The 24,903-nt window shown below is 62.2% G+C and carries 25 protein-coding genes; 8 read left to right on the plus strand and 17 right to left on the minus strand.

Annotation, left to right across the window (positions count from 1 at the left end):
• The first annotated feature begins 85 nt into the window (after positions 1-85).
• Positions 86-1,018, plus strand: coding sequence for a radical SAM protein (locus tag F8D48_RS02975; protein ID WP_151429899.1), 933 nt, complete (start codon positions 86-88; stop codon positions 1,016-1,018).
• A gap of 130 nt (positions 1,019-1,148) precedes the next feature.
• Here F8D48_RS02975 and F8D48_RS02980 read toward each other — a convergent pair whose 3' ends face one another.
• The 7 genes from F8D48_RS02980 to F8D48_RS03010 all read right to left on the minus strand — a co-directional run bounded on the left by F8D48_RS02980 (position 1,149) and on the right by F8D48_RS03010 (position 5,490).
• Complete coding sequence (locus F8D48_RS02980) at positions 1,149-1,334, minus strand: hypothetical protein (RefSeq protein ID WP_151429900.1); 186 nt, start codon at positions 1,332-1,334, stop codon at positions 1,149-1,151.
• A 41-nt stretch (positions 1,335-1,375) separates the two neighbouring features.
• On the minus strand, positions 1,376-1,819 hold the full coding sequence (locus F8D48_RS02985; protein WP_240806195.1) for a YbaK/EbsC family protein: 444 nt from the start codon (positions 1,817-1,819) through the stop codon (positions 1,376-1,378).
• A gap of 15 nt (positions 1,820-1,834) precedes the next feature.
• Positions 1,835-2,656: an alpha/beta fold hydrolase gene (locus tag F8D48_RS02990; RefSeq protein WP_151429901.1), complete on the minus strand. Its 822-nt coding sequence runs from the start codon at positions 2,654-2,656 to the stop codon at positions 1,835-1,837.
• A 151-nt stretch (positions 2,657-2,807) separates the two neighbouring features.
• Complete coding sequence (locus tag F8D48_RS02995; RefSeq protein ID WP_016309933.1) at positions 2,808-3,368, minus strand: YdeI/OmpD-associated family protein; 561 nt, start codon at positions 3,366-3,368, stop codon at positions 2,808-2,810.
• Positions 3,365-3,967 (minus strand): class I SAM-dependent methyltransferase, encoded by a 603-nt coding sequence (locus F8D48_RS03000; protein WP_170272704.1) that lies wholly within the window; start codon positions 3,965-3,967, stop codon positions 3,365-3,367. The genes F8D48_RS02995 and F8D48_RS03000 overlap by 4 nt, the downstream gene beginning before the upstream one ends.
• A gap of 72 nt (positions 3,968-4,039) precedes the next feature.
• Positions 4,040-4,894: a nucleotidyl transferase AbiEii/AbiGii toxin family protein gene (locus F8D48_RS03005; protein ID WP_160324315.1), complete on the minus strand. Its 855-nt coding sequence runs from the start codon at positions 4,892-4,894 to the stop codon at positions 4,040-4,042.
• A complete protein-coding gene (locus tag F8D48_RS03010; protein ID WP_135969925.1) occupies positions 4,891-5,490 on the minus strand; it encodes a type IV toxin-antitoxin system AbiEi family antitoxin domain-containing protein in 600 nt (199 codons plus the stop codon). Before F8D48_RS03010 ends, F8D48_RS03005 begins: the two co-directional genes overlap by 4 nt.
• A 410-nt stretch (positions 5,491-5,900) precedes the next feature.
• Here F8D48_RS03010 and F8D48_RS03015 point away from each other — a divergent pair, with 410 nt between their 5' ends.
• From F8D48_RS03015 to F8D48_RS03025, 3 genes are all read left to right on the plus strand, one after another.
• Positions 5,901-6,758: an AraC family transcriptional regulator gene (locus F8D48_RS03015; RefSeq protein ID WP_170272705.1), complete on the plus strand. Its 858-nt coding sequence runs from the start codon at positions 5,901-5,903 to the stop codon at positions 6,756-6,758.
• Between the two features lie 69 nt (positions 6,759-6,827).
• Entirely contained in the window at positions 6,828-7,463 is a 636-nt protein-coding gene (locus F8D48_RS03020) for a GyrI-like domain-containing protein (RefSeq protein WP_151429905.1), read from the plus strand.
• Between the two features lie 486 nt (positions 7,464-7,949).
• Positions 7,950-8,909 (plus strand): Abi family protein, encoded by a 960-nt coding sequence (locus F8D48_RS03025; RefSeq protein ID WP_151429906.1) that lies wholly within the window; start codon positions 7,950-7,952, stop codon positions 8,907-8,909.
• Between the two features lie 220 nt (positions 8,910-9,129).
• Here F8D48_RS03025 and F8D48_RS03030 read toward each other — a convergent pair whose 3' ends face one another.
• The 5 genes from F8D48_RS03030 to F8D48_RS03050 form a co-directional block, all read right to left on the minus strand.
• Complete coding sequence (locus F8D48_RS03030; protein WP_151429907.1) at positions 9,130-9,807, minus strand: Fic family protein; 678 nt, start codon at positions 9,805-9,807, stop codon at positions 9,130-9,132.
• Complete coding sequence (locus tag F8D48_RS03035) at positions 9,804-10,130, minus strand: hypothetical protein (RefSeq protein ID WP_151429908.1); 327 nt, start codon at positions 10,128-10,130, stop codon at positions 9,804-9,806. The genes F8D48_RS03030 and F8D48_RS03035 overlap by 4 nt, the downstream gene beginning before the upstream one ends.
• Positions 10,131-10,408: 278 nt before the next feature.
• Entirely contained in the window at positions 10,409-11,389 is a 981-nt protein-coding gene (gene guaA, locus F8D48_RS03040; protein WP_151429909.1) for a glutamine-hydrolyzing GMP synthase, read from the minus strand.
• Between the two features lie 112 nt (positions 11,390-11,501).
• A complete protein-coding gene (locus F8D48_RS03045; RefSeq protein ID WP_151429910.1) occupies positions 11,502-12,671 on the minus strand; it encodes an ATP-binding protein in 1,170 nt (389 codons plus the stop codon).
• A gap of 269 nt (positions 12,672-12,940) precedes the next feature.
• Complete coding sequence (locus F8D48_RS03050; RefSeq protein ID WP_151429911.1) at positions 12,941-14,221, minus strand: MFS transporter; 1,281 nt, start codon at positions 14,219-14,221, stop codon at positions 12,941-12,943.
• Positions 14,222-14,580: 359 nt separating this feature from the next.
• Between F8D48_RS03050 and F8D48_RS03055 the strand changes: the two genes are divergently transcribed.
• Complete coding sequence (locus F8D48_RS03055; RefSeq protein WP_170272706.1) at positions 14,581-14,889, plus strand: thioredoxin family protein; 309 nt, start codon at positions 14,581-14,583, stop codon at positions 14,887-14,889.
• A 115-nt stretch (positions 14,890-15,004) separates the two neighbouring features.
• Positions 15,005-16,471 (plus strand): sensor domain-containing diguanylate cyclase, encoded by a 1,467-nt coding sequence (locus F8D48_RS03060; protein ID WP_151429912.1) that lies wholly within the window; start codon positions 15,005-15,007, stop codon positions 16,469-16,471.
• A gap of 6 nt (positions 16,472-16,477) precedes the next feature.
• Here the strand turns inward: F8D48_RS03060 and F8D48_RS03065 are convergent, their stop codons facing one another.
• Complete coding sequence (locus F8D48_RS03065; RefSeq protein ID WP_170272707.1) at positions 16,478-17,068, minus strand: LOG family protein; 591 nt, start codon at positions 17,066-17,068, stop codon at positions 16,478-16,480.
• A 303-nt stretch (positions 17,069-17,371) separates the two neighbouring features.
• On the opposite strand from F8D48_RS03065, the gene F8D48_RS03070 reads away from it, so the two are divergent.
• Entirely contained in the window at positions 17,372-18,394 is a 1,023-nt protein-coding gene (locus F8D48_RS03070) for a VanZ family protein (RefSeq protein WP_151429914.1), read from the plus strand.
• A gap of 363 nt (positions 18,395-18,757) precedes the next feature.
• On the plus strand, positions 18,758-20,164 hold the full coding sequence (locus F8D48_RS03075) for a uracil-xanthine permease family protein (protein WP_151429915.1): 1,407 nt from the start codon (positions 18,758-18,760) through the stop codon (positions 20,162-20,164).
• A gap of 255 nt (positions 20,165-20,419) precedes the next feature.
• Here F8D48_RS03075 and F8D48_RS03080 read toward each other — a convergent pair whose 3' ends face one another.
• From F8D48_RS03080 to F8D48_RS03095, 4 genes are all read right to left on the minus strand, one after another.
• Complete coding sequence (locus F8D48_RS03080) at positions 20,420-20,785, minus strand: DUF488 domain-containing protein (RefSeq protein WP_151429916.1); 366 nt, start codon at positions 20,783-20,785, stop codon at positions 20,420-20,422.
• A gap of 403 nt (positions 20,786-21,188) precedes the next feature.
• Positions 21,189-22,361 carry an iron-containing alcohol dehydrogenase gene (locus F8D48_RS03085; RefSeq protein ID WP_151429917.1) on the minus strand — a complete coding sequence of 391 codons (1,173 nt, stop codon included), beginning with the start codon at positions 22,359-22,361 and terminating at the stop codon, positions 21,189-21,191.
• 306 nt (positions 22,362-22,667) lie between these two features.
• Positions 22,668-24,260 (minus strand): FAD-dependent oxidoreductase, encoded by a 1,593-nt coding sequence (locus F8D48_RS03090; protein ID WP_135969957.1) that lies wholly within the window; start codon positions 24,258-24,260, stop codon positions 22,668-22,670.
• A 97-nt stretch (positions 24,261-24,357) separates the two neighbouring features.
• On the minus strand, positions 24,358-24,720 hold the full coding sequence (locus tag F8D48_RS03095) for a cytochrome c3 family protein (protein WP_151429918.1): 363 nt from the start codon (positions 24,718-24,720) through the stop codon (positions 24,358-24,360).
• Between the last annotated feature and the right edge of the window lie 183 nt (positions 24,721-24,903).

Here is a 24,903-nt window from a genome sequence, read left to right on the forward strand (position 1 = left end):
GTACTTCACGGTTCGTAGCTCTTCTCCCATGATAGCAGCATACAGCGGGACTGCCGGCGGGCAGTTAAGGGAAAGGAAGCGAGCCATGCACTACACGGGAACTATCTGGCGGCCGCCCTACGAGGCCGATTCGCTCATCATCGAGGCCACGGCGGGATGCACCCACCATGCCTGCAAGTTCTGCACGCTTTACGCCGATCTGCCGTTCAAGTTCAGGCCATCCCCAATCGAGCATATCGAGGCCGACCTGCTGGAAGCGCAGACCTGGTACCACGACCCGCTGCGCAAGGCCGAGGAGCAGCTCTTCGAAACGCGGCGGGCGAGCTGCGAGCGCATCTTCCTGGCGGGCGCGAACCCTTTCGGGCTCAAGGCGAAGGGGCTGCTTGAGATAGCCGGCCTGGTGCACGGGTACTTTCCTGAGTGCCGAAGCATTGGATGCTTCTCGCGCATAACCGACGTGGCGCGCAAGACCGATGCTGAACTGACCGAATTGGCGGCGGCCGGCTACGACGGCCTCACCTTGGGGATCGAGACGGGGGACGACGACGCGCTCGCGTTCATGAACAAGGGCTATGGGGCCCGCGACATCGTTGAGCAATGCGCCCGGCTCGATGCGGCGGGCATCTCCTACGCCTTTTTCTACCTGGTGGGCATTGCGGGGAAGGGGCGCGGGCTTGAGAGTGCCCGGCGCACGGCCGCCGTGGTGAACCGCACGCATCCGTGGCTTATCGGTGCCAACATGCTCACGGTGTACGAGGACTCCGAGCTGCACCGGGAAATCGTCGCCGGCAACTGGCAAGAAGCGGCCGAGGTGGAGAAGTACGAGGAGGTAAAGGAGCTAGTGGGCGCTCTTTCCGTGCCGACCGAGTTCGCCATGCTGGGCGCTTCCAACCCGGTAATGCTGCAGGGCCGCTTGCCCGAGCAGCGAGAGCAGATCCTGGCGGCTCTCGACACCATTATCACCGACATCGGTGAGGAGCGCCTGCGGAGCTACCGTACCAGCCTTCGGCACTTGTAGGTGTTTCAGACGCGAGGGCTTTCCGGGAGTCCGAGCTTGGTGTGAAGCGCCGCCCTCCCATGCTGCTGCTCCCTTGACAAAACAGTAAACGACAGTAAAAACTTTGGCTGCTCCGCGTTCGAGGAGGTGCTTACTTCCCCTGCTTGTGGTGCAGAAGCGCGTTGGCGCCGTAGAGGCGGATCGGGCCGCCGTCGAGCTCGTTCACCTCGCCCACGTACTCCCAGCCGCATTTCTCGTAGAACCCTACCAGGTCGGTGACCAGGTACAGGCGGCCGTGGCCCATGGCGGACACCTCGGTGCGCGCGTGGTCGAGCAAGCGCCGCAAACGGCTCCGTCACTCGGGAAGCTTGCAGACGTCTACCCAGGTGCCGTCGGTGATCTCCTCCAGCTCGCCGGGGAAAGCTCGATGGCGCTGTTCGAGCTTCCGCAGGCGGGAAACACCGTGTCGAAGCGCCTGAGGGATTCATCCAGGTAGATGTCGCACTCCTCGTTCAAGCCGAAGGGGCACACGCCTCCCACCGCGTGCCCGATGCGCGCCTCGGCTTCATCGGGGCTCAGCATCTTCGGCTTCGTGGCGAACTGCGCCTTGAACTTCGGGTTGGCGATGCGAGCATCTCCCGCGCACACCACCAGGGCAACGCGGTCGCCGACGGCGAAGGAGAGGGTCTTCGCAATCCGCGCGGGCCCGCACCCCACGGCCGCAGCCGCCAGCTCCACCGTGGCGCTCGATGTGTCGAACTCCATCACCGCATCGGCCTTGCCGAACTTCGCAAGATGATCTTTCGCCTTCTCCAGCGACATGGTTTCTCCCTTCGCTTAATCGCCGTCGTAGCGAGCGAGGACGTAGTGCTCGATCAGCGCGTTCACGGCATCGGGCTTGTCGCAATTCGAGTTGTGGCCGGCTCCCTCGATCCAGTGGACGGGACTGCCGACGCGCTTCTCCCATGCGCGGTTGTAGCGCTTAGCCGAGCCCGCGCCGTCCTTCTCGCCGCATAAGATCAAAAGCGGGCAATCGATGCGGTAGGGCCGATTTGCATCAACGGCATCGGCCAGCACGCGGTACCCGTGAGCGGCCAGCTCGCAGTACTCTCGCTTCTCGTAGTTGAGCATCATCTCGTGCATGACAGCGCGCCCGTACTCGGATGCAGCGGTGCCGCTCGAGCCCAGCGCCACCAGTGCCTTCCAGGGGATGGAGAGATACATGAGTTTGGTGTGGCGAAGTGCCGCGAGCTCCCACCCGCTGTAGTAGCTGCGCTGCAGGGGGCACGAGTCAATCGAGACGAATCCGGCCACCTCTCCGGGAAAGAGATCCAGGTACGCCTGGGCGAGGTAGCCGCCCATGGACTGGCCGATCAAAATGGGCCGCACGATGCCCTCCTGCTCCAAGATGTCGTGCAGCCAGCGGGCCAAGTCGTCCAGGCTCCAGTCGAGGGCGAAGGGTCGCGACTCTCCATGGGAGGGGGCGTCCCATACGAGCAGGTTCGCCTTGCCGGCGAAGTAGTCGGTCTGCTTCTCGAACAGCCGATGATCAGCGGTGAGCCCCGGCAAGAATACGAGCCAGGGCCTCTCGCTCTCTTCGGAGCGCGAAACCCAGTACATGATGTCGCCCATAGATGTCGAGTAGCGCTGCCTACGCATGCATACCCCCTCGCCTGATCGTCGCAAACTAAGGCAAAAACTATACCATGCCCGACGCCGCCTTGCGATGGCCGAGCCCCTTGCGCAGCCGAAGCGGATCCGGCTTGCTCTAGGGGCCCCGTTTACTTCCCTGGGTGCATTTCTTTGCCGATTACATCGGCTTCAGGTTTCGATTGAGCCTGTCAACCATCCAAGCGAGACGCTTCTCACGACCAGCGTCGGTCTTTGCATCAAGGTAGGCCCTCGTGTAGGTCTTCCTCACCGAAGGCGACATGCCGAGGAAGTTCGCGTGCGCCTTCTCATAGGGCTCAAGAATCTGCGCGATACGCTCGATGTCCTCGTCGGTGATGCCAGGAGCCTTCGGAGCATCCCACTGTCCGTTGGCCTTCGCTTCCTCGATCTTCGAGCGCCCATGCTCAGTCATGAGTCCGCGCTTCTCAAGCTCGGCTACGAGCTTCTTGTTCTTCTCAGACCACTTGCTGTTGAGCCTACGTTGAGAGAAGTACTTGCGATAAGAGACGTCGTCGATCTTCTGCATCTGCCCGTCGATCCAGCCAAAGCAGAGCGCTTCTTCCAGGGCTTCCGATGCCTTGAGCGTCTTAGGGCCTCCTGCCTTGCCGAAGATGAGCCAGACACCATCGTCGGAAGATGCATTGCCTTGCAGCCATTTTCTGAACTCGCCCCTGTCGGCGAATCGCAAATCCTCGCTCACGCTTGCCTCCTGCCTACAACACAATACGCCCTTCCGTCCATGATGGACTTGATTCGAACTGTAAAGCCCGCAATCTCCGCAGCCGAAACAACCTCTTGTTCCGTACGCATCCTATAGCCGAACTGAGTGTGAGAGTAGGATTCGAGGGCTCGGTTCGTGTAATGAGTGCTGGTGAAGATGCCCTCGGGTTTGAGCACGCGAGCAATCTCCTCGAAGCCCGACGCCAGATCCTCCCAGAAGTAAATCGTGTTGATTGTTACAGCCTTGTCGACTGTTGCGTCTTCGAGTGGCATATCGTCAACCGGACAGCGAAGGAGCTCCACGTTCGTTCCGGCAAGCCGACGTTTCGCGATCTCAAGCGCGTCTTCCGAGATGTCGGTTCCTATCAAATGGCAATCACACGCATGGGCGATCCGCTCCAACATGATCCCGTTGCCGCAGCCTATGTCAAGTATGGTGTCGTCGTTTCGAGGACGAAGGAGCCTCTCTGTCGCTTCGTACATCTGCGCGTTCTGACGGTTCATGACGGCCATAACGATGCGTCCGCCTATACCACGGGGGTTGGCGAACTGCTTGGCGATGTACTCGTTGATAGACATTCTGGTCTTTCCTCGTTCCACTGAGACAAATTGTCCCATTAGCTCTGAACTGGTATTTCTTCGTGAAAACGGCTAGTCGGCAGTTTTGGCGTCCTTGACCGCGCTGGCCAACGCGCGAAGAGACGCGAGCGCGTCTTGCCAACTGACTGACTCAGCGAAGGCGTTTGCCGCCTGATATCGGCTCCAGTGCCCCTCCATCATCTCGCTTTGCGCAAGCAGGTCTATCATCTCGTCGCTCCGGTCGAGCGGCACCGTGCTCTCGCGAACCGCCATGGTCGCATCGAGCGCATCTCTCAGAAGGGCGAAGTCGATGTCACGACCCGATTCCGTCAGGGCGTAGATGTCGTAGAAGTCGCGCATCCTCGTCGTCTGGAGCGCGAGCGAGAGAATGGTCTCCAGCTTCTCGGCCAGCGCAGTCTCGGTGTTGTACGATCGAAGCGGGATGCTCCTATCCTCGAACAGCAGCTTGTAGTCGTACTCGATCGCGTCCGGCGTGATGGCATCGCCTGTGGAGATGTCGATCTTGAAGGTCGTCTTCGTCTTCTCGATGGACGCGCTCACGTTGACGCGCACGCCGCCGTATTCAGAGTCTTCCATGATCTCCTGTGGCTCCCCGAGCTCGAAGGTGAAGCCGTCGCCGATGTCGATGGAGGCGACCTCGGCAAGGATGCGAGAGACATTATCCAAGCTCATGTCGTGCCCGCGCATCGTGGCGTCGATGTCTCGCGTGGAGCGCTCGTCCACGCCGATGAGGGATGCCACGAGCATGCCTCCCTTGATGACGAAGTCATCGCGATAATCGGACACGGACAGTCTCTCAAGCAGGCGCTCCATGGCGTAGTGACGAAGGAGCATCTGTGCCGTGGCGCCATCTCCTTTGGCGCGGTTCCTGATGAGGTCTTTGATTCTCCGGGCTCCCGTGATCACAGTGCCACCTCCATTACCTCGTAAACGCGGGATTCTATGTTCATCGCGCGCGCGTAGTCAGACAGGCGTGCGAGGTTCTTGTCCCTTGACCGCACATAATCGCGAATAGCCTGTCGGAACACTGCCGGATCGAAAGCGGTACGCTTGCGGATGAGGTCGCAGATAGTGCGCTCCTTGTCGTAGGCCCTCACTTTGGCACCGCTCGGCGTTTCGACCTCCGCGAGTCCCATCTCGTACCACTCCGGCTTCGTGTAGTAGATGCGCACGCCTTGGGCCTTCAGGGGGCCGGCGTTGTAGCCCGAGTCAACCGTGACCGAGATCGGCATCGGTTCGCGGTCGGTCAGGTCATGGAGGTAGAGCGCCGATTCATGGGAGAACGCGGCTTTAGGGAAGCGCTTCTGGAGGAGCGCCATTTCGTCCGGGAATACATCAGGATCAATGTAGACCCCACGCGATGCTCGCTCAAGGCCGTGTCTGCGGACGTAGTCGGAGAAGGCCGGGCGCGTGGCCCCTGCCTCTTGCGCCTCGGCAGAGGTTATGATCCCCGCGTTGGCTTCGAGGATAGAATTCAGTGTCTTGTCGTATTTGGTAATCATTTTACAATCACGCTGACATTCTAATATATATTCAGCATGATTGTAAAATATAGTTCAGTAGATACCTGGCTGGTAAGTCTGGTTTTTCATTTGACAGATCTTTGCCGTGCGAATCATTTCGCCCCGGCAATCGCAGGGGTCCAGAACGCTCTTATGCCGAACTTGCGCCCCTTCGTCGCACGCCCATCTTCCTCTCCTTCCGAACAGATTAGACTCTCTTAAGTATAACCATCGCGCAAGGATATGTCCTTTGGAGCGCGATGCCCAGGGTTTCTTCTGCATGCTTTGCAATGTTAAACTATGCTGCCGGTTCGGGCGTGATGCGCGGTCGCGGCCAGCCAATACTCGCACGGGATATGAGAGGACGCGCCTTCTCCTGCCTGGTAACCTGGATGCGAAAGGAGGTGTGGATGAGCCAGCTTGAGAACTTGAACCGAGCCATGGGCTACGTTGAGGAGCACCTGGACGGGACGCTCGACCTGGAGGAGCTCTCCCGCATCGCCGGATGCTCCCAGTACCAGCTCCAGCGGATGTTCCCCTATCTGGCGGGCGTGACGCTTTCGGAGTACGTCAGGCGCCGGGCGATGACGAGCGCCGCATACGACCTCGCGTCAACCGATGCGAGGGTGATAGACGTGGCCCTGAGATACGGGTACGACTCTCCGACGTCGTTCAGCAGGGCGTTTCGAAGCGTGCACGGCGCGTCGCCGAGCGAGGCGCGCCTGCCCGGCACCAAGCTCAAACTCCACCCACGCCTCGCGTTCACGCTATCCGTGAAGGGAGAAGAGGCAATGGACTACAAGATCATCGAGCAGCCGTCTTTCCGCGTGGTCGGGATACCGTCCGACAACGGGACATGGGACGTCGAGAGCGCCGGGGCGAAGGCCACCGAGTACTGGGCTAAGATCGGGGCGGACGTCCACAAGGTGCTGGACCTGATGGATGGCAGCGAGCCTGCGGGCCTGCTGGGCGTCCAGTTCTGCGACGACGACGAGTTCGACTGCTACATGGCCTGCGTGGCCACAGGCCAGCCGTGCCCCGAGGGCATGGGGGAGCGCGTCGTCGATGCGGCCACCTACGCGGTCTTCGAGTGCGTCGGGCCGATGCCCGATGCCATGAACGAGTTGTGGCATCGCATCCTCGCCGAGTGGCTGCCGGCCTCTGGGTACCAGTGGGCCTCGGGCACCGACGTCGAGAGATACTTCACGCCGGCCATGACCGCGCCGGACAGCAGGAGCGAGGTCTGGCTTCCCGTGGTCAAGGCCTAAGGCCCAGCCGCGTTCGCCGACGGCGGGCCGATAACCAGAGCAACCATCACGTAAGGAGCGAGGAGCCCCATGCCGTTCGACTACAAGAAAGAGTACAAGGACATCTATCAGCCGTCGAAGAAGCCGGCTCTCATAGAGATGCCGCCGATCAACTATGTGGCGGTGCGCGGCAAAGGGGATCCGAACGAAGAAGACGGCGAATACCAGCGTGCCCTCCAGATGCTCTACGGCATCTCCTTCACCATCAAGATGTCGCCCAAGTCGGGTTACGACATCGAGGGGTATGCGCCCTACGTCGTTCCGCCGCTGGAAGGCTTCTGGACTTTTCCGGAGCCCATCGAGCGACTGGACCCGAAGCGCAAGGCCGAGCTCGAGTGGATAAGCTGCATCCGGCTGCCCGAGTTCGTAACGCCCGGGGTGTTCGACTGGGCAGTGCAGGAGGCCACGCGCAAGAAAAAAGCCGACTTCTCGAAGGCGGAAATGATCACGGTGGATGAGGGGCTCTGCGTACAGTGCATGCACATTGGGTCCTACGACGACGAGCCTGCGACGATCGACGCGCTGAAAAGCTATGCCGAATCGGAGGGCCTGCGGTTCGACCAAAGCGAGAAGCGCCTCCACCACGAGATCTACCTCTCGGATCCGCGACGGGTTGCCCCCGAGCGCCTGAAAACGGTCCTCCGCATCCCCGTAAAGCCCGTGTAAGGCAGACGCGCCGCCAACTGTTTGACCAGAAGAGTAGGCCTGCTGAGCGTAAAACGGCAGGCCTCGCTATGGTTGTGCCGCCGCGGATGACAGATACGGTACTGAGTCATTGCCGTGATTCCATCGTGCTGTCGGACAATCTGTGCCTGTAGCCCCACATCGAAGCACCATTCGCCCTCAATCGGCAGTATTAGCATGAACATACACATGAACCGAGTTCGTGTGTATGTTCGTGCTGTGGCCGCAGCAGGTGTCAAGATAGAAAGCGTTTCGAAGGGGCCGAATGGGTTTCCGACAGATTCTGGGTCTATGGCGGCGGCAAGACAACCAAAGGTCGAAGGGCTTGCTGGATGAAGCGGGCTACCATTCAAGAGTATCGCCACCAAATCTTCAAGCGCTTGTGCTAGTATAAGCAACAGCAAACCCGGCCGGCCTCTCAACGATGCACACTGCCGGGTCTTCTTATGTTCTCGCCTAGGAGGGTCCTTGGAGTACGAAAAGCCATGGTTGTCTTACGAGCAGCAAGCAGATCTGCTTATAGATGAGCGTGGCTTGAGCGCCAACCGAGAGAACCTGATTCGACATCTTCAAGAGGTCGGATATTACCGTCTGAGTGGGTATTGGTATATTTTCAAACGCTCTAACATCTCAGATTCCAAAGGTACTCACAATGAGCGCTTCATCGAGGGAACAACGTTTGACAAAATCTGGAGCCTCTATACATTCGACCGGCAATTGCGTTTATTGGCTCTCGACGCTATAGAGCGTATTGAGGTTTATTTTAGGTCTCAGCTTGCATATGAACTCGCGAAAGAAACTGGTCCATTTGGATATCTGGAACCAGAAAATCTGCCACGTTTAGATGAAGAAGAATATAGCGAATTTCTGGAGCGCTGCGAAACCCAGTATCTGCGTTCTAGTGAACCGTTTGTGCGACACTTCAAAGAGAAGTATGGCGATAGTAAAGAGCTGCCCCCGTATTGGATCATGGTTAATCTCATGGAATTCGGAACGATGCTGCGCCTCTATAAAGGTGCGTCACCGGAAATTCGAAATGAACTCGCAGGCAAGCTCGGTGTAACCACGCGTGTGTTGAAATCCTGGCTTGTTGCATTAAATACCACGCGCAACATATGTGCTCATCATGCACGACTCTGGAATAAAGGTATTGGTACAAGACCGGTTATTCCAACCAAAACAAAGAATCCCGAGTGGTATGAACCTTTTCAGATTCGCGCCGACAGAACCTGCGGAATTCTCACTATCCTCAGCTACCTGCTCGAAAGAGTGGCTTCTGACACGTCTTGGCGGTCAAAACTATTTAGCCTTCTGGAGACCAGGTCGGCAGACGAGCTCAATCGTATGGGGTTTACTGATGGTTGGAAAGAAAGTCCTCTGTGGAAATCCTGGGTTGAACAGTACGATTCAGGCAAAAGTGCCGCATAGCTTTGCTTGGGCGCTTACTCCCACTCCCCGGAACCGAGAGAAGAGGACCTTCTGCCGGTACTACCCCACGCTGAACGACTTTCTGGTAGAGCTGCAGGACGACATCTACGGGCAACAAGGGGTGCTCCCGCACTGGCTCAGACTGCCCTCCGCGCTTTCGGTAGCGCATAGCCTGGATTGGACGTTGTGAGGCGGAAGGTGCCCCACGACGTGCGGGACATCACGATTGCCGAGTGCTGGCTTTCCCAATCGCGGGCTTTTCGATGCACTTTTCCCGCAGGAACGAAATCAGCTCATCAGGAATGTTGCTCTCGTAGAATGCTACCAGCAGCTCGAAGAACTCGCCTTGGGCGTCAATGGGCACGGCCAAAATGCCCTCGCCCGAGTGGACGAGGATATCGTTGGCGACAAGCTGGGCAGCTCGCTTGTTGCCGTCGCGGAACAGCTGCGAACGGCATGTCCATGCAAACGCGAGCAGAGCGCGCATGACGGGTTCTTCCACGGAGAGAATTCGCGCGAATTCACTGCGAGCTTGATTCTCGTCGGGAACGGGTGGCACGAAATCGGTACCCCCAATGCGAACAAGCCCGTCGCGCAACTCGCCCGCATAGCGAACCACTCCGCCCTGGCCGATGAGCAGATTGAGATGCAGAAGAGTCTCGAAGTCTATCGCGTGAGGCTCATCGAGAACATAGCGCCACGCCTGCTTCAGGTTGTTGAGGGCGAGGTTCTGCTCAAGGCTCAAGTCGGCCACCACGCGGCCTTCGAGCACATCGGCGGTCTGGGGGTATGTGACGGCGATGCCCTCGAGCCGGGCCTCTTTCCAGATGCTGTCCACCAGGTTTCGCTTAGCGAGGAAAATGTTGTCCTCGAGGGAGAGCCTTCCGTTTGCGGTCATCGAACATCTACCCCTTCGGCTTCGAGGAATTGGCGCAGGGCGGCTTCGTACACATCGTTCTTCTTAAGCCGCCGCCCTTGTTTCCGCGCGAGGTAGATGTAGTCGTCAACGGCATCGATAAGACCCTCGTCTATGGTTAGTCCCACTTTTACCTTTTGGGAGGAAACCGTGGGGCACTTCTCGCCGCGTTCGGACGAAGGCCTGGCAACGGGCGCCGGCATTTCGCCCCCGGAAGCGGCGGCACGCGCCCCTTTTCGTTCCGAAAGGCGCACAGGGGCCCCGAGAAAATCCTCAAACGACGCCGGTTTAACTGCCTTAGACACGCTGATCCTTTCAAAGGAAGATTTCTAGAAATATAGCATTCTATTTTTCTTCTTAATAGCACATGTGTCAAGGGTTGGAAAGCCTAATTTGAACCTCAGCATTAAACGTTTTCGATGGCACATTCATCGGTAAACTCACCGGCTTCTCGTGGAAGCTTGCCGACAAGCCCCCTGTGTTCTCGCCCATGAAGGCATTGAGACCGGTGAGATACAGAAGTGCTCCTCGGCAGCTGCCCAGGAGCACTTCGGGTTTCGTTCGCTTAATCGTGTTTGAGCGCTTACTCCCACTCCACCGTGCCGACCGGTTTGGGGGTGAGGTCGTAGGCCACGCGGCAGATGCCGGGGACCTCGTGGGTGATGCGGTCGGTCATGCGCTTCAGCAGCGCCCAATCCAGCTCCGGCACCTCGGCGGTCATGACGTCTACGGTGTTGATGGCGCGGATGATGGCCGGCCACTCGTAGGCGCGCTCGCCGTCGCGCACGCCGGTGGCGCGCATGTCGGGCACCACGGCGAAGTACTGCCAGGCGCCCACATTCGCTGCCTCCATCTCCTCGCGCACGATGGCGTCGGCCTCGCGCAGCGCTTCCAAGCGGTCACGGGTGATGGCGCCCAGGCAGCGCACGCCCAGGCCCGGGCCGGGGAACGGCTGGCGCTCCACCATGGACTCGGGCAGGCCCAGCTCGCGGCCGACGACGCGCACCTCGTCCTTGAACAGCAGCTTTACGGGCTCCACCAGGTCGAACTGCAGATCGTCCGGCAGGCCGCCCACGTTGTGGTGGGCCTTCACGCCGTCCTGGGACTCCAGGATGTCGGGATAGATGGTGCCCTGGGCGAGGAAATCAACCTCGTCGTCCACCTTGCGGGCCTCTTCCTCGAACACGCGGATGAACTCGCCGCCGATGATCTTGCGCTTGGTTTCCGGCTCGTCTACGCCGGCCAGCAAATCCAGGAAGCGGTCGGTGGCGTCCACGTACACCAGATTCGCGTCCATCTGGTTCTGGAACACGTCGATGACCTGCTCGGACTCGCCCTTGCGCATAAGGCCGTGGTTCACGTGCACGCACACGAGGTTCTTCCCGATGGCCTTGATCAGCAGCGCCGCAACCACGCTGGAGTCCACGCCGCCGGACAGGGCCAGCAGCACCTTCTTGTCGCCGACCTGCTCTCGAATGGCGGCCACCTGCTCGTCGATAAAGGCTTGGGCCAGCTCGGGCGTGGTGATGCGCTCCATGTCGTCGGGGCGAACGTTCTCATCCATAGGAACCTCCTCGCAAATTCGGGTCGTGATTCTCTCTGGGACGATTATAGCGAAGGCCAGGTCTGGGTGCGCTCTTCCTGGGGGAACTTCTCGAGGTTTCAGGCGAGCGCCCTCAGTAACTCAGCCCGAAGGCCCACAGAGGGATGATGTTGCCGTGTCCGTATTCGATGTCGTCCTTTACGATGAACCCCTGCGCCGCATCGCGAATCTGCCTCGCACCCTTGCTTTTGCCGCCTACCTCGAAGGTGGCGCCGTCGATTTGAAAGTCAGAGATCGGTGAGCTGAAGACCTTCTGGTTGACACGCATCTGATTGAAGAAGAACGTCTCGCGAACCGTGCCGACATCCGGGGCTCCGTCGCTTAAGTTGTGAAGGATGTTCGTGTTGTCCAGGTAGACTTTCTCGACCTTGCCCAGGGCATTGATGCTCGACGAGGGCTCACGCAGCTGGGCTGTCATGCCTGCTTTCTCGATGAACAAAAGGTAGTCCTCCAGGTTGTTGCGGCTGGCTTCAATCTGCGAGGCTAGTTTTGCCATGCTGGGTTTGAAGGGGGCAAGCGTGCTGGCGAGGGCCATGAGCTTGCGCAGCTTGCGACCTGTCGAGGCGTTCATGTTCGCGAACTGGGGAATGTCCACTTCGAGCGTGCGGTTGATGACCTGAGCGAGCTCGATGGAGAAGTCGGGGTCTTGCCCGAAGGGGTAATAGCCGCTGATGAGGTATTCCCGAAAGTAGGGGAGGGGGTGGGTTACCCCGGGAATGGAGGCCCGGTGCTCGATGATGTCCTCCAGGGAGAAGGCCGGCGTCTCTATTCCGTGGCGCATGGCGAGGAACTCGCGGAAGGAAAGGCCCTGCAGGTGGTACTTCGGTGCCCGACGACTCAGATCCGCCTCGCCGCGCTCGATGTCGAGGATCGACGAGCCCGTGAAGTACACGTGCATATCGGGGAACGAGTCGTAGATGGCCTTCAGCTCGCGGGACCATCCCTCATATTTATGAATCTCATCGAGATAGAGGAATGCGCCGCCGCTTTTGCTGAAAGCCTCGGCCGTATCAAAGAGCGTGTGGTCCGAGAAGTACAAGTTGTCGGCCGAGGCGAAGAGTGCCCGATCGGTCTGGTTGGTATGCTTGATATGCTGCAAGAAGAGCGTGGTTTTGCCGACGCCTCGCGGTCCGACGAGGCCGAGCATGCGATTGTCCCAGTTGATGCGGTCGTAGATGTACCGGTGAAATTCGCTCGTCGTGTTCTCGAGTAGGCGGTACATGGTTTCGTAGAGGCGTTCCATAGCTGATCCTTCAATGAATGCACTTACTGAGTGCAGAAATTGTACCATAAGTGCACTCATTGAGTGCTATATCTAGGAAAAACCTGCACTTATTGAGTGCATGTTTGGAACAGCTGGGCTGGGGCGTGGGGTGATGCCAGGTTGTGGATGGGCGGCCTAAAGGCCGCCCCTGCGGGTGAGCAGTGCATGGTGGTGACAGGCTGGGGAAGGGGGCGGGTTGCTGCAAGCGAGCCGTCGGCATGGGGCAGGCGGCTGGCTGTTTGGCTCCCCTAGGCATCCAACGCGCGTACCGACTTCGGCAGGTACATGATCAGCCCCAGCGCCAGGCACGCCAGGCCGTCGACGAGGAAGAACGGCGCAATGCCGATCTGCTCGGCCAGTACGCCACCGATGGCCACGCCGATGGGAGTGGCCAGGCCCATGGCGGCCGTGAGCAGGCCCATGGCGCGGCCCATCTTCTCGTCGGGCACGTGGCGCTGAGTGAGCGTGAGCAGCGGCCCGTTGAACCAGGCGCAAGCCACGGCCATGGTGCCCATCATCAGCACGAACACGGGGAAGCCGTCGGGCGGCAAAAGCCCGCAGACCGCGGTGCACGCACCCACGATGACTGCGGCCACAGCGATGAGCCCTGCCAGGCGCCGGCCGCCGCCCCAGGCCATGAGGATCCCTGACCCTAGGAGCATACCCACGCCGAAGGCGGCCTCACCGATGGAGGCGTCGTAGCCGTTGCCACCGAAGTGGTTGTAGGTCATCAAGGGGCACATAGCCGACAGCGGTCCGAAGATCATCATGCCCACAGTCACGCCGCCGATGAGCAGCAGAAGCCCGCGGGTCTTCGCAACGGCGCGCCAGCCGTCGCGCAGGTTCGCCAGCACGTGCTGACGCTCGGCCGACGGGTCTATGACGGTGGGCACCTTCGCCAGCAGAAGTCCCGCCACGGCGATGCAGGCGCCGGCGAAATCGAGGAACATCACCGATGAGAAGCCGAGGGTGGTGTACAGGAAGATGCCGAAGGCCGGCGCCCCGATGGAGGCGACGGCGGCCAGTAGCTGATCCAAGGTGTTGATGCGCAGCAGGTGCTTGTCGGGCACGAGCATGGGCATGGCAGCCATCATGGCCGGCGTGTGGAAGGCCTGGCCTACCGCGCGGGCCACGCACACGGCCAGAAGCAGCGGGATAGACACGTCTCCGGCCAGGATGAGCAGACCCGCTGTGAGCGAGATTACGCCTACGGCCCCGTCGGCGGCGATCATGATCAGCTTGCGGTTGTGCTTGTCGGCCACGATGCCGCCGAAGGGCGAGAGCAGGCCGATGGGCAGCATGGCAGCGATGTTCATGAAGGCCAGCACGAGCGCGCTGCCGGTGGATTCGGTCACGTACCACACCACCGCGTAGCCGGCGGCGAAGCTGGTGATCATGGAGGCGGCCTGCCCGGCCCAGATAAACGCGATGACGGCGAGCCAGTTCTTAGCCAAGGGGAGGCCGGCCGCACTTAAGGGCGCGTCAGAGGCAGAAGGGGGCTGGGGGATGGTTCGGGGGTTCTCGGCCATGGGAATCTCCTTCGAGGTGTAGTCGGGTGGCTGCTCGCGCGAAGCATCGCGATGAGTTCTGCCCAGTGTGAGGTTGCGGATGCGGTTGCGCTACCGCATGCAGGTTGCACATGCGCGCGCAACGAAAAGTTGCCCTGACGGCAACGAGCGCTTTCGGCCCGGGGCATCCCCGGCCGACGGCAAAGCGCCTATGTTAGAGCAGAAGCATCCCGGCCATCAAAACACCTTACCTCAGTCGATTCCAAGTTCGCCCAGTATAGGAAACGGGTCGGATGCTGTCAAGCATGCGCTTGGAAAAGCACTGATGACGAGGACGACAATCGCTATACTGGTGTGGCAGTGACGAAGGGGGTATGAGTATGGTCCAGCTTACGCGGGAAAATTTCGATGAGGAGGTTACGGAGGCTGCGGGGCGTGTGCTCGTGGACTTCTGGGGTCCGGGGTGCGGGCCCTGTCGCGTTATGGAGTCGGTGCTCGAGGCGGTGGCTGCACGTCATCCCGAGGTGAAGGTGGCTCAACTAGACGTGGCGGAGCATCCCGATATCGCGTGGGCATTCCGCATTGTAAGCGTCCCGACGCTGCTGCTGTTTCGCGACGGCGTGCCTGTAGGGGAAATCGTGGGCGCCGTTCCCGCCTCACGAGTAGAGAAGCTCTTGGCTGCCGCGTAGGTTCGTTTTTGAGCGAATAATCCGCTGCTGACGTGCTATCATATATGGATTAACATGTCGGAATGTCTCCGCAGGGAGCGATCATCCACGATCAGTTAAGGAAGAGGGAGCTCGCATGGTGTCCTTGAGCCGTATCTTTCGTCGGGGCGAAGCGTCCGGAGCCGAAGCCGACAGCGCTCCGACGAACGCAGCCGCTCCTGCGAACGTCTCCGATGCCGCCGCAGATGCCTCTTCAGGTGCGGTATCGGCGTCGGCCGCAGGCCCCGCGGAAGCGTCCGACGCGCTCATGCTCGCCCGGGAGTTCCTCGGCAATTTCCCCGGCGGTATGTTTCGCTATCTTGCGGAGGGGCCAGACACTCTTGATTGCGTGAGCGCAGGAATGCTCTCTCTGTTCGGATGCGCCGACGCCGCCTCGTTCAGCGAGCTCACCGGCGATACCTTCACGGGGTTGGTGCACCCCGACGACCGGGAGCGGGTATTGCGCGAGATTCGGGAGCAGGTAGCCGAGCGCAACGACGACCATGTGCGCTATCGCATCCTGCGCGCCGACGGCGAGGTGCGCTGGGTAGAGGACTGGGGGCATCTGGCCGCCGATGCCGAGGGCAGGCGCTGGTTCTACGTCACCCTCATGGACATCACCGACCAGGTGCGCGACGAGAACGACCTGCGTCGTGCCAACGAGCGCCTGGAAATTCTCACAGCGCTTTCCAACGATGTGCTCTTCGATATTGAATGCGCCACGGGTGCGGCCCACGTGTACGGCAACTTCGAGGGGCGTTTCGGCCGCGCGCCGGAGCAGTCCGACTTTGTTGTGCACCGCCGTTGCCAGAAGCCCTGCAACTTGGACATCACTTCCTACGACCTCTCGCCGCTCATGGAGCAGATCGGAGAGAACTCCCTGGTCGACTTCGAGACCTCCACACCGGGTCCCGATGGAGAACCGGTGTGGTATCGCTACCAGTCGGTGGTGCTCTACAACGAGGACGGCAGTCCCCAGCGCCATGTGGGGCGGCTGCTTGACACCAACGAGGCAGCGCTGCGCGAGAGCCAGTTCCGCCGCAAGGCCGAGCGCGACGGACTCACGGGGCTCTACAATCGCGCGGCGGCCCTCGATCGCATCGAGACGGCCCTGGCCAACGAGAACCGCCCCTGCACCCTCATCGTGGTGGATGTGGACGATTTCAAGGAAGTGAACGACACCTACGGCCACCTCGAGGGCGATGCCGTGCTGAAGGAGCTGGCCCAGTTCCTGAGCCAGGTGATGCGCAAAGAGGACATCGTGGCCCGCATCGGAGGCGACGAGTTCCTCATCTTCGCGCCCGGCCTGGCCTCGGGCCCGGCTACCGATCGGGTGCTGGAGCACTTGGCTCGCGGTCCCTTTGCGGCCCAGCGGGCCACCGACGAGCCGGTGCGGGCTGCCCGGGCCTCCCAGTGCCACGCAGCGCCCACCATCAGCATCGGGGCCGCCTGCTGCCTCACGCCGCCCATGCCCTTCGAGGCGCTCTTTGCCGTGGCCGACAGCACGCTCTACCAGGCCAAGGAGGCGGGGAAGGCCCGCTATCGCCTCACAGTCGTCGGCTAGCTCCCCCTAGCCCGCCTTCTGCAGCAGCAGGGGGCCGTCGCAGCGCTCAAGGGGGCGCTCGTCAGAGGTGGCCAGAAGATGCGCCAACGCCTCCACCGATCGGGGGAAATGGCAGCGATCCAGATCGCACTGATCGAAGAAGCGGTGCTCGACCATCGACTGCAAAAATGCGTGGAGCGGGTCGTAGAACCCGTCGATGTTCAGCAGGAAGCACTCGTGAGGTCCCATATCCAGGCGCACGCGGGTGAAGATCTCTGCGATTTCCTCCAAGGTGCCCACGCCGCCGGGCAGCGCCACGAATGCGTCGCCCAGCTCGATCATCTTCGCTTTGCGCTCGCCCATGGTGTCGCACACGATAAGCTCGGTCAAGTCGTGCTGGGCCACGCCGGCCTCGATGAAGAATGCTGGCTCCACGCCGATAACGGGTGCACCGCCTTCGATGGCGGCCTGGGACACGGTGCCCATAAGGCCCACGGAGCTGCCCCCGTAGACCAGGGTGTGCCCGGCGCGGGCGATGAGGGCGCCCAGGTCGCGGGCGGCTTCTTCAAAATGCGGGTTGTCGCCGAAGTTGGAACCGCAGTACACGGTAATGTTCATGGAACTCTCCTCCTCGGTGTGTTTGGGCTGGTCGGAGAATCCAGAAGCATAGCACCGTTGGCCGATCGGGGCAAACGAGCTGTTGTAAGGCGGGTGCGAGGGGCTGTCCGGGGCGGACGGCCGCTGCATCGTTTCAGTGCCGGTGAGCGAATCCGGTTCGCTCTGTATGGAGGAAAGCGGCGGTGCCCCTTACGGCTTCCGATCACTTCGCTTACTTTGCCGTCACCTTTGCTGCGCGTCCGCGGCGGTCGCGCTATGCTGGCATCCTCGCCAAGGGAGAGACGGGATGAGAAAGGGAGGACCATGGGCGCCGTCAAGCATTTTCTGGGAAACTACAGTGAGAACTTCGCCGCAGCTCTGATTCTGTGGCCTCTGGCTTCGCTCGCGCTCACCCTGCCGATTCTGGCCTACCTGTACCATCGGGACGGCCGGCTGCGTTTCGGTTCGGTTGCGGGTACCTACCTTACCGTGCTCTACGTTGTCGGCATCGGTTGCTTCACGCTGTACCCGTTGCCCTCGGGTGATGCGGGTCCGGGCATAACCTGGGGCGTGGCGCCTAACTTCAACCCGTTGAATTTTGTGAACGACATTGCGAAGGACGGCTTGCGGGCGGTGTTCCAGCTTGCCTTCAACGTGGTGTTCTTCATGCCCCTGGGGTTCATCGGCGGCCGTCTGCTGCGGCTGCGCTTTGCCACGACGGTGCTGCTCGGCCTGGCCGCATCGGTGCTCGTGGAAACGGCCCAGTTGACGGGGCTCTTTGGCCTGTACCCCTATGCTTACCGCTGCTGCGATGTGGATGACGTTCTCACGAACACCCTCGGCGCGGCCCTCGGCTGGCTGTGCGCGGCGCTGCTCGGACGGGTGGTGCCGCCGGGGAAGCTCGCCGAGGCCGAGCCGACCGATCGGCCGGGGTTTGTGCGCCGCTGTGTGGCGCTCTGGCTCGATCTGGTTATCGTGTGGCTCGCGGCCGTGGTGCCTTACGGCGTGGTGGCGCTGGGGCTGGAGGCGGCTGGCGCATCGGCCCTGCAGCTGCCTGGGCTCACAGCGGCTCAAACGGTAGACGCGGTCATGGGCGCCTGCACCGTAGTGGCCTTCGTGCTCGTAGAGCTCATCATCCCCTGGACCCACGACGGCTCCACCCCGGGCGGCGCCTTCGTGCGCATGACCTTCGAGACGCACCCGCGCACTACGGGCTACCGTGCGCTGTTCTACCTCGTGCGCACGGCCACCCTGGTCGCAACCCTTTTCGTGTGGCCGTGGCTCGTGCTCCCGCTGCTTCTGTTCTACCTGGTGAAGCGAGAGATGCCCTACGACCTCATCCCCTGAGGCGGCCGCCTGGCCAAAAACGGCCATTTCTCGTAGTGTTGGAGGTGCGACAAGGGAGATTGCGAAGGGCTCACCTGGGAACAGAGCGCGCTGGAGCCGGGCGGGCTTCGGGCAATCTACGAGAAGCGGTTGTTTTTGGCCAATTCTCGCGAGGGAGGCTGTTTTGTGCAGTCGCTCAGCAGCTTGCGGGGCGTTTTGGCCCCTCGCGGAGGTGAAACGGGGCGGTAACGGAAGCCGTGCCATAATAGGCGAGGTCGGCTCGCGGAGCGGCCGCGCCGGCAGCCACGCAGCGCGCGTGGCGGGGCGCGCGGCGCACGGGGCGAGCGGACCTGCCTGTTCGCCGCGATGATGCGAGGTTTGCCAATGAGCGATACCAAGACCGTGCCCACCATGGGTGCCGACGATGCCCCCGACGCCGTCTACGATGCCCGCACTTTGGGTGCGCCGAAGATGACCATCTTCGGCATCCAGCACATGTTCGCCATGTTCGGCGCCACTATTCTGGTGCCCACCCTCACAGGGCTTTCCGTGTCGGCGACCCTTCTGTTCGCCGGCTTGGGCACGCTGCTGTTCCATTTCCTGGCCAAGGGGAAGGTACCGGCGTTTCTCGGCTCCTCCTTCGCGTTCATCGCCGGCTACGCGGCCATCGCGCCGAACGGCGAGGCGGCGCTTTTGCCCTACGCGTGCCTCGGCGTGGCCTGCGCAGGCCTTCTGTACCTCATCGTCTCGGCGCTGTTCAAGGTGTTCGGGCCCCAGCGCATCATGCGGTTCTTCCCGCCCGTGGTCACCGGCCCCATCGTCATCTGCATCGGGCTTATTCTGGCCCCCTCGGCCATCGCGAATTGCGAAACGAACTGGCCCGTGGCCCTCGTGGCCATTGCCATCATCGTCATCAGCAACATCTGGGGCCGCGGCATGATCCGCATCATCCCCATCCTGCTCGGCGTGATCGGCTCCTACGTGGCCGCCGCCTTCGCCGGCGTCGTGGACTTCCAGCCTGTGGCCGATGCCGCCTGGATCGGTCTGCCGGTGCTGTGGGACAACACGGTGTTCGCCCTGTTTGGCCCCAATTTCGACGCGGGCCTGGCCATTACCGCCATCATCACCATCATGCCCCTGGCCTTCGCCACCATCATCGAGCATATCGGCGACATGTCGGCCATCAGCTCCACCTGCAACCGCAACTTCATCGCCGAGCCGGGCCTGCACCGCACGCTGCTCGGCGACGGCCTGGCTACTATTGTGGCGTCGCTGTTCGGCGCTCCGGCCAATACCACCTACGGCGAGAACACCGGCGTGCTCGCCCTGACCCGCGTGTTCGACCCGCGGGTGGTGCGCATCGCCGCCTGTTTCGCCATCCTGTTCTCGTTCTGCCCGAAGTTCGCGGCGGTCATCTCCTGCATGCCGGCCTGCGTGATCGGCGGCGTGTCCCTCGTGCTCTACGGCATGATCTCAGCAGTGGGCATCCGCAACCTGGTGGAGAATCACGTGGACTTCATGATGAGCCGCAACGTGCTTATCACGGCGCTCATTTTAGTGCTGTCCCTCGGCATTGCCTCCAGTGCCGCCGGGGCCATCGTTTTCGAGGTGGGCGGCGTGACCGTGGCCCTGTCGGGCCTGGCCGTGGGCTCTGTGGTGGGCATTCTGCTGAACATCATCCTGCCGGGGAAGGAAGAGGGTTGGGACGGCGGTCTGGCTGCCGAGGCCGAGGCCGACGATGTGCCCCTGCCCCTGGAGGCCGAGGTCACGAGCTTGCCTATTGCAGACTAACGCGGCGAATTCCAATCGACTGAGCGCGTGCGGGCCATTCTCGCGCGCGCTTACTTGTTTCGGGCGGCGCTTTATCTGGCGGATGATGGGGAACGCCCCGCGATCTTGCCGCAGTGCTCTGGGGGCTCCCGGGCTCGGTTTGACTCTCGTCTTCGGAAAACAGGCATCGCGAGGGCGCGCCCGCTTTTCTGGTGTGGGGAATCTTCGCGCGGCGGTCTTTCCCAGGGCGCGCTGCGTTAGTCGCTGTGGGCGCCCCTAGGCGTGCTTGGGAAGCCACTGGGCCAGGACGACGGCCTCGTTCTCCTGTTCGTTGCGGGCGGCGTACAGCAGGGTGACGCGCGGATATGCTGCCATTTCGGGACCGGAGAGCTTCTTCGCGAAGGCGAGCGCCTCGGGATTGGCATCTAGCTCTTCCGCGTACTTTGCCTGGAACATGTCCCACTTCGCCGGGTCGTGGCCGAAGGCCTTCCGCAACTCGGCGGAAGGGGCCAGAAACTTCGCCCACTCGTTGTAGTGCACGCGGGCCCGGGTCAGGCCGCGGGGCCAGAGTCGATCGACGAGCACCCGGTAGCCGTCGCTTTCTTCGTAGGGCTCGTATACACGTTTGATCTGGATTTTCATCGAGGATGCCTCCTTGAGATGCTGGTGAGTCAACTCCGATTATCGCGCATGCCCCGGTCTCGCGGCGTCGCTCTGCGGGTCCTGTAAGCAAACCGCCCTTCTCTTGTTACGGAAGGGGTAGACGAGCACTTCTGCATTTTCTGGACAAAAAGTCGTCGAATGAGCTCTTCGATGGAGGGCTGGGCGTTGTTTGTCTTCAGAATGAGCTCGAAATTAACGAATCTCGTTTAATAGGGCCTGTGATATTGCCTCTCAGGGTCTCAGAACAGCTCACTCGAAGCCTTTTTGTCCAGAAAATCAGGAAGTGCTCTCGGCAAGTAGGGCTTCAAAACAAGAGGCGCGGCGGAATCGGCTCGAAAACCGATCCACCGCGCCTCGCTCGGCGACGTTGCGTGACGGTGCCCTACAGGGCCAGGCGGTAGATTTCCGCGGCGTCCTCCAGGGTGAGTTTCTTGAAGCTGCCGAAGGGAACGCCCTTGTTCTGGGCCAGGGTGGGCAGCATCTTCTCGATATCGTTCTCCTCCACGCCCAGCTCCGCCAAGGTGGTGGGCATTCCCAGGCTCGCGAAGAAGCTGCGGGTCTCATCGATGGCCGACAGGGCGTCGGCGTTCGCGTCGCCGGTGGGGGTGAGCCCGAAGACCGCCTGGCCGTAGAAGGCGAAGCGGGCCGGGTTCTCGCCGTGCACGTACTCCATCCAAGCGGGGAACATGACGGCCAGGCCCGCGCCGTGGGTGATGGCCGGGTCTAAGGCCGACAGCTCGTGCTCGAGCCCGTGAGTGGCCCAGTCCTCGTGGCGTCCCACGCCGGCGAGTCCCTGATGGCAGAGCATGCCCGCCCACATGATGTTCGCGCGGGCATCGTAGTTCTCGGGATCGGCCAGCACCCGGGGCGCCTCGGCGCGGATGGTGTTCATGAGCGACAGGTTCAGGTTGTCGGTCACGGGCACCGCGCCGTAGTCGTCGAAAAATCGCTCCAGCAGGTGGCAGTACATGTCGGTAAGGCCCGCGGCCGTTTGGAAGGGCGGCAGAGTGAAGGTGAGCTCCGGGTTCATGAAGGCGAACTTCGGACGTTGGGCGTTGTTGGCGTAGCCGGTCTTGCGACCCAGCTCGTCATTGGAGATCACGGTGTTCTTGGAGGCCTCGCTGCCGGCGGCCGGAATGGTGAGCACCACGGCGATGGGCAGCACGTCGTGATCGAGGGCCTTCGTCTCGAAGAGCTCCCATACGTCGCAGTCGACGCAGGCACCGTTGGCGATGGCCTTGGCCGAGTCGATGACCGAGCCGCCGCCCACGGCCAGAATCCAGTCGACGTCGCCCTCCTTGCACAGCCGCACGCCCTCGCGCACCAGGGTGACCTCGGGGTTCGGGCGCACGCCGCCCAGCTCCAAATGCTCGATGCCCGCCGCGTCCAGCGAAGCGCTCACACGGTCGATAAGGCCGCTGCGCCGGGCGCTCTCGCCGCCGAAATGCACCAGGACGCGCTTCGCGCCGACCGCTGCCAGCTTGGCGCCCACCTCGTTTTCCACGCCGCGACCGAACACAAAATGAGTGGGGGAAACGAATTCGAAGTTCTCCATGAGGATCCTTTCCGTCAAAGAGCGCCCCGCACCGGCCGCTAAGGTGCAGCCCCACGTGCGAGACGTCTAGGGCCCAGTATAGTGCTCAGGCCGCAGACGGGCACCTTGATCCAGGAAGAATTCGCGCACGGCTGCCCGATCCGCCGAACAGCGGGTCGGGCAGCGGGTCGGGACGGGCGGGCTGGTCCTGGGGACGGCCCGCCCGTCTTGCAGGGTGCGGCCCCGCCGAACGAGCGGGCCGCACCAAGAGGGGAGGGGCGGCCCAGAGGAGGGAGGGATGCTCCGAGCCGCCCCTCTCAGGGAGGCTTAGGCCTCGGTGGATTGGGCGTAGGCGCAGGCCACTTCGCCGGAGAGGCGGCCGAGCACCGAGTAGCCGCTCATGACGCACCAGTAGTCGCCGTTCATGATGCCGCCGGCGGCACCGGGCACCGCGTACAGACCGGCGATGGGCTGGGCGTTCGTGCCCATGACCTGGGTATCGGTGTTGATCTTCAGGCCGCCGAAGGTGGCCATGATGCCGCCGACCACGGGGATGGCGTAGAAGGGGGCCGTGGTCAGCGCCATGGCCGGCACCGTGCCGAGGTGGGGCACTTCCAGCTGGTCTGCCGTACCTGCAGCCGCGGCCTCGTTGTAGGCGTTCACCGTCTCCACCATGTTTCGGGCGTTGAAGCTCACGCCATCGGCGGTCTCGGCCACGATCTTCGCGCCCAGCTCATCCAGGCTGTCCGCCTGCACGACGGTCATGCCGCGCTCGATCATGGCATCAATGCGGTCCCCGCCGATGACGGCGGCATTGCAGAAGGGGGTCTCGCGAATGAGATTGCGCACGCCCTCGTCCAGGATGAGGTAGGCGCGGGCCATGGGCTGCTGCATGACCTCCTGGTTCACGAGGGACGAGCCGAGCCCCTCGTTGACGAAGCGCTTGCCGCTCACGTTCACGTACACGCCCATGCCCTGGATGGAGTGCTCGGTGGTGCCGTAGTAGAGCACGTGGGCGTCATCGATGTTGGTGAGGGCCTCGTAGCCCTCGGGGGTGTCGATGCCGTTCAGGTAGGTGGTCGGCCAGGGCTGGGGATGGCCGTAGAAGGAGCCGAAGCTGCGGGAGAGCTGGGCACCGGCCTTCACGGCCATCTTGATGCCCGCGCCGTCCAGGTAGGGGACGCACTGGGCCTGGCCCAGGTCGGCGTGGCGGCCGATGTAGTGGGTGCACATTTCCTTGTCGCACTGCCAGCCGCCCGTGGCCAGAATCACGGCCTTGGCCGCAATGGTGAAGGGACCCTCGGCGTCCTCGGCCACCAGGCCCGTGACTGTGCCGGCCTCGTCCACGATCAGGTCGACGGCGCGGGTGCCGAGCAGGGTCGTGCCGCCCTTGGCCGTGAAGATCTCGCCGAACTGCTGGAGGTACTCGTCGGTATAGCTCTTCGACCCCTCCTCGGCGGGGCGCTTGCCGCCCATCCACACATAAGGGCTGCCCGGTGCCAGCTCCTCGGTGGCGAGGCCCAGGCCCCCGATCCACTCCAGGTACGGGGCCCAGTTGTCGCAGACGAGCTTGCCCAGCTCGGGATCGGACATGGGAGCCTTGGCGTAGGCCTCTTCCCAGGCGGCGCCGAAGCGCGGGCCGAAGGCGCCCGCCGCGAAGCGGCTCGTGCCGCCCACGGCCTGGGAGGCCTCCACGAGGATGACGTTCGCGCCCTGCTCGGCCGCGCTGACGGCGGCGGCCAGGCCACCAATGCCCGCGCCGGCGATAACCACGTCGCAGGTGTGCTTTGCCTCGGTGGTTCCCGTGTCGGCCAGCTCCTGGGTGCTGCAGCCCGAGAGGCTGGTCATGCCAGCCAGGGCGGCGGCCCCGGCTGCGACGATACTGGCGCCCTTGATGAAATCGCGGCGTGTCTGTTCCATGATGGTTCCCTTCCTTCTGTTGGTGTATGGCAGCGCATCGGTGGATGCGTCAGGCCCTGGATCGGTGCCCCGGCGAGGGGCTTGGCGCGGGAAGCGCCTAGTGGCAGGTGTTGCACTCGTAGACGCCGGCGTGGTGGCAGCCCACGCAGGTGTCGGCCGCGACGGTTTCCCGGTGCATGCCGTGACAGTCGCTGCAGGCGATGTCGCCGTGGCCGGCGGTAAGCCCCATGACCTCGTGGGGATTCACCGTGGTGCCCTTGGAATCGGTGAGGTCGGTGATATCGGCCGTCAGGGCGCCCAGCTCCTCGGCGCTCAGGTCGTGGCAGCCGGCTGCCTGGCAGGTCTGCGCTTCCACGGTGGTCTTGCGCAGCTTCTTGGGCGTGGCGCCCGTGCCGTCGGCGCCCTGGTGCACGGTGGCGAGGGCCGCAAGGGGCTTGCGCAGACGCTTGATGGGCTTCATCCTTCCTCCTCCTTCTTCGATGATCCGTTCGTTTCGCTTCCTCCGTAAACGATGGGCCGATGGTAGGGAAGGGGTGCCCTCGCTGTCATCGAAGCAAAGACGTGAAATTGGGGGAAGCCGCCGGGAACCGTCGCTGTTCTGGGGCTTCTACGAGGGGTTTTCAAAAGATTGGAACCGTTCTCA

This window comes from Adlercreutzia muris (assembly GCF_008831045.1).
In the GTDB taxonomy this organism is placed as follows: domain Bacteria; phylum Actinomycetota; class Coriobacteriia; order Coriobacteriales; family Eggerthellaceae; genus Adlercreutzia; species Adlercreutzia muris.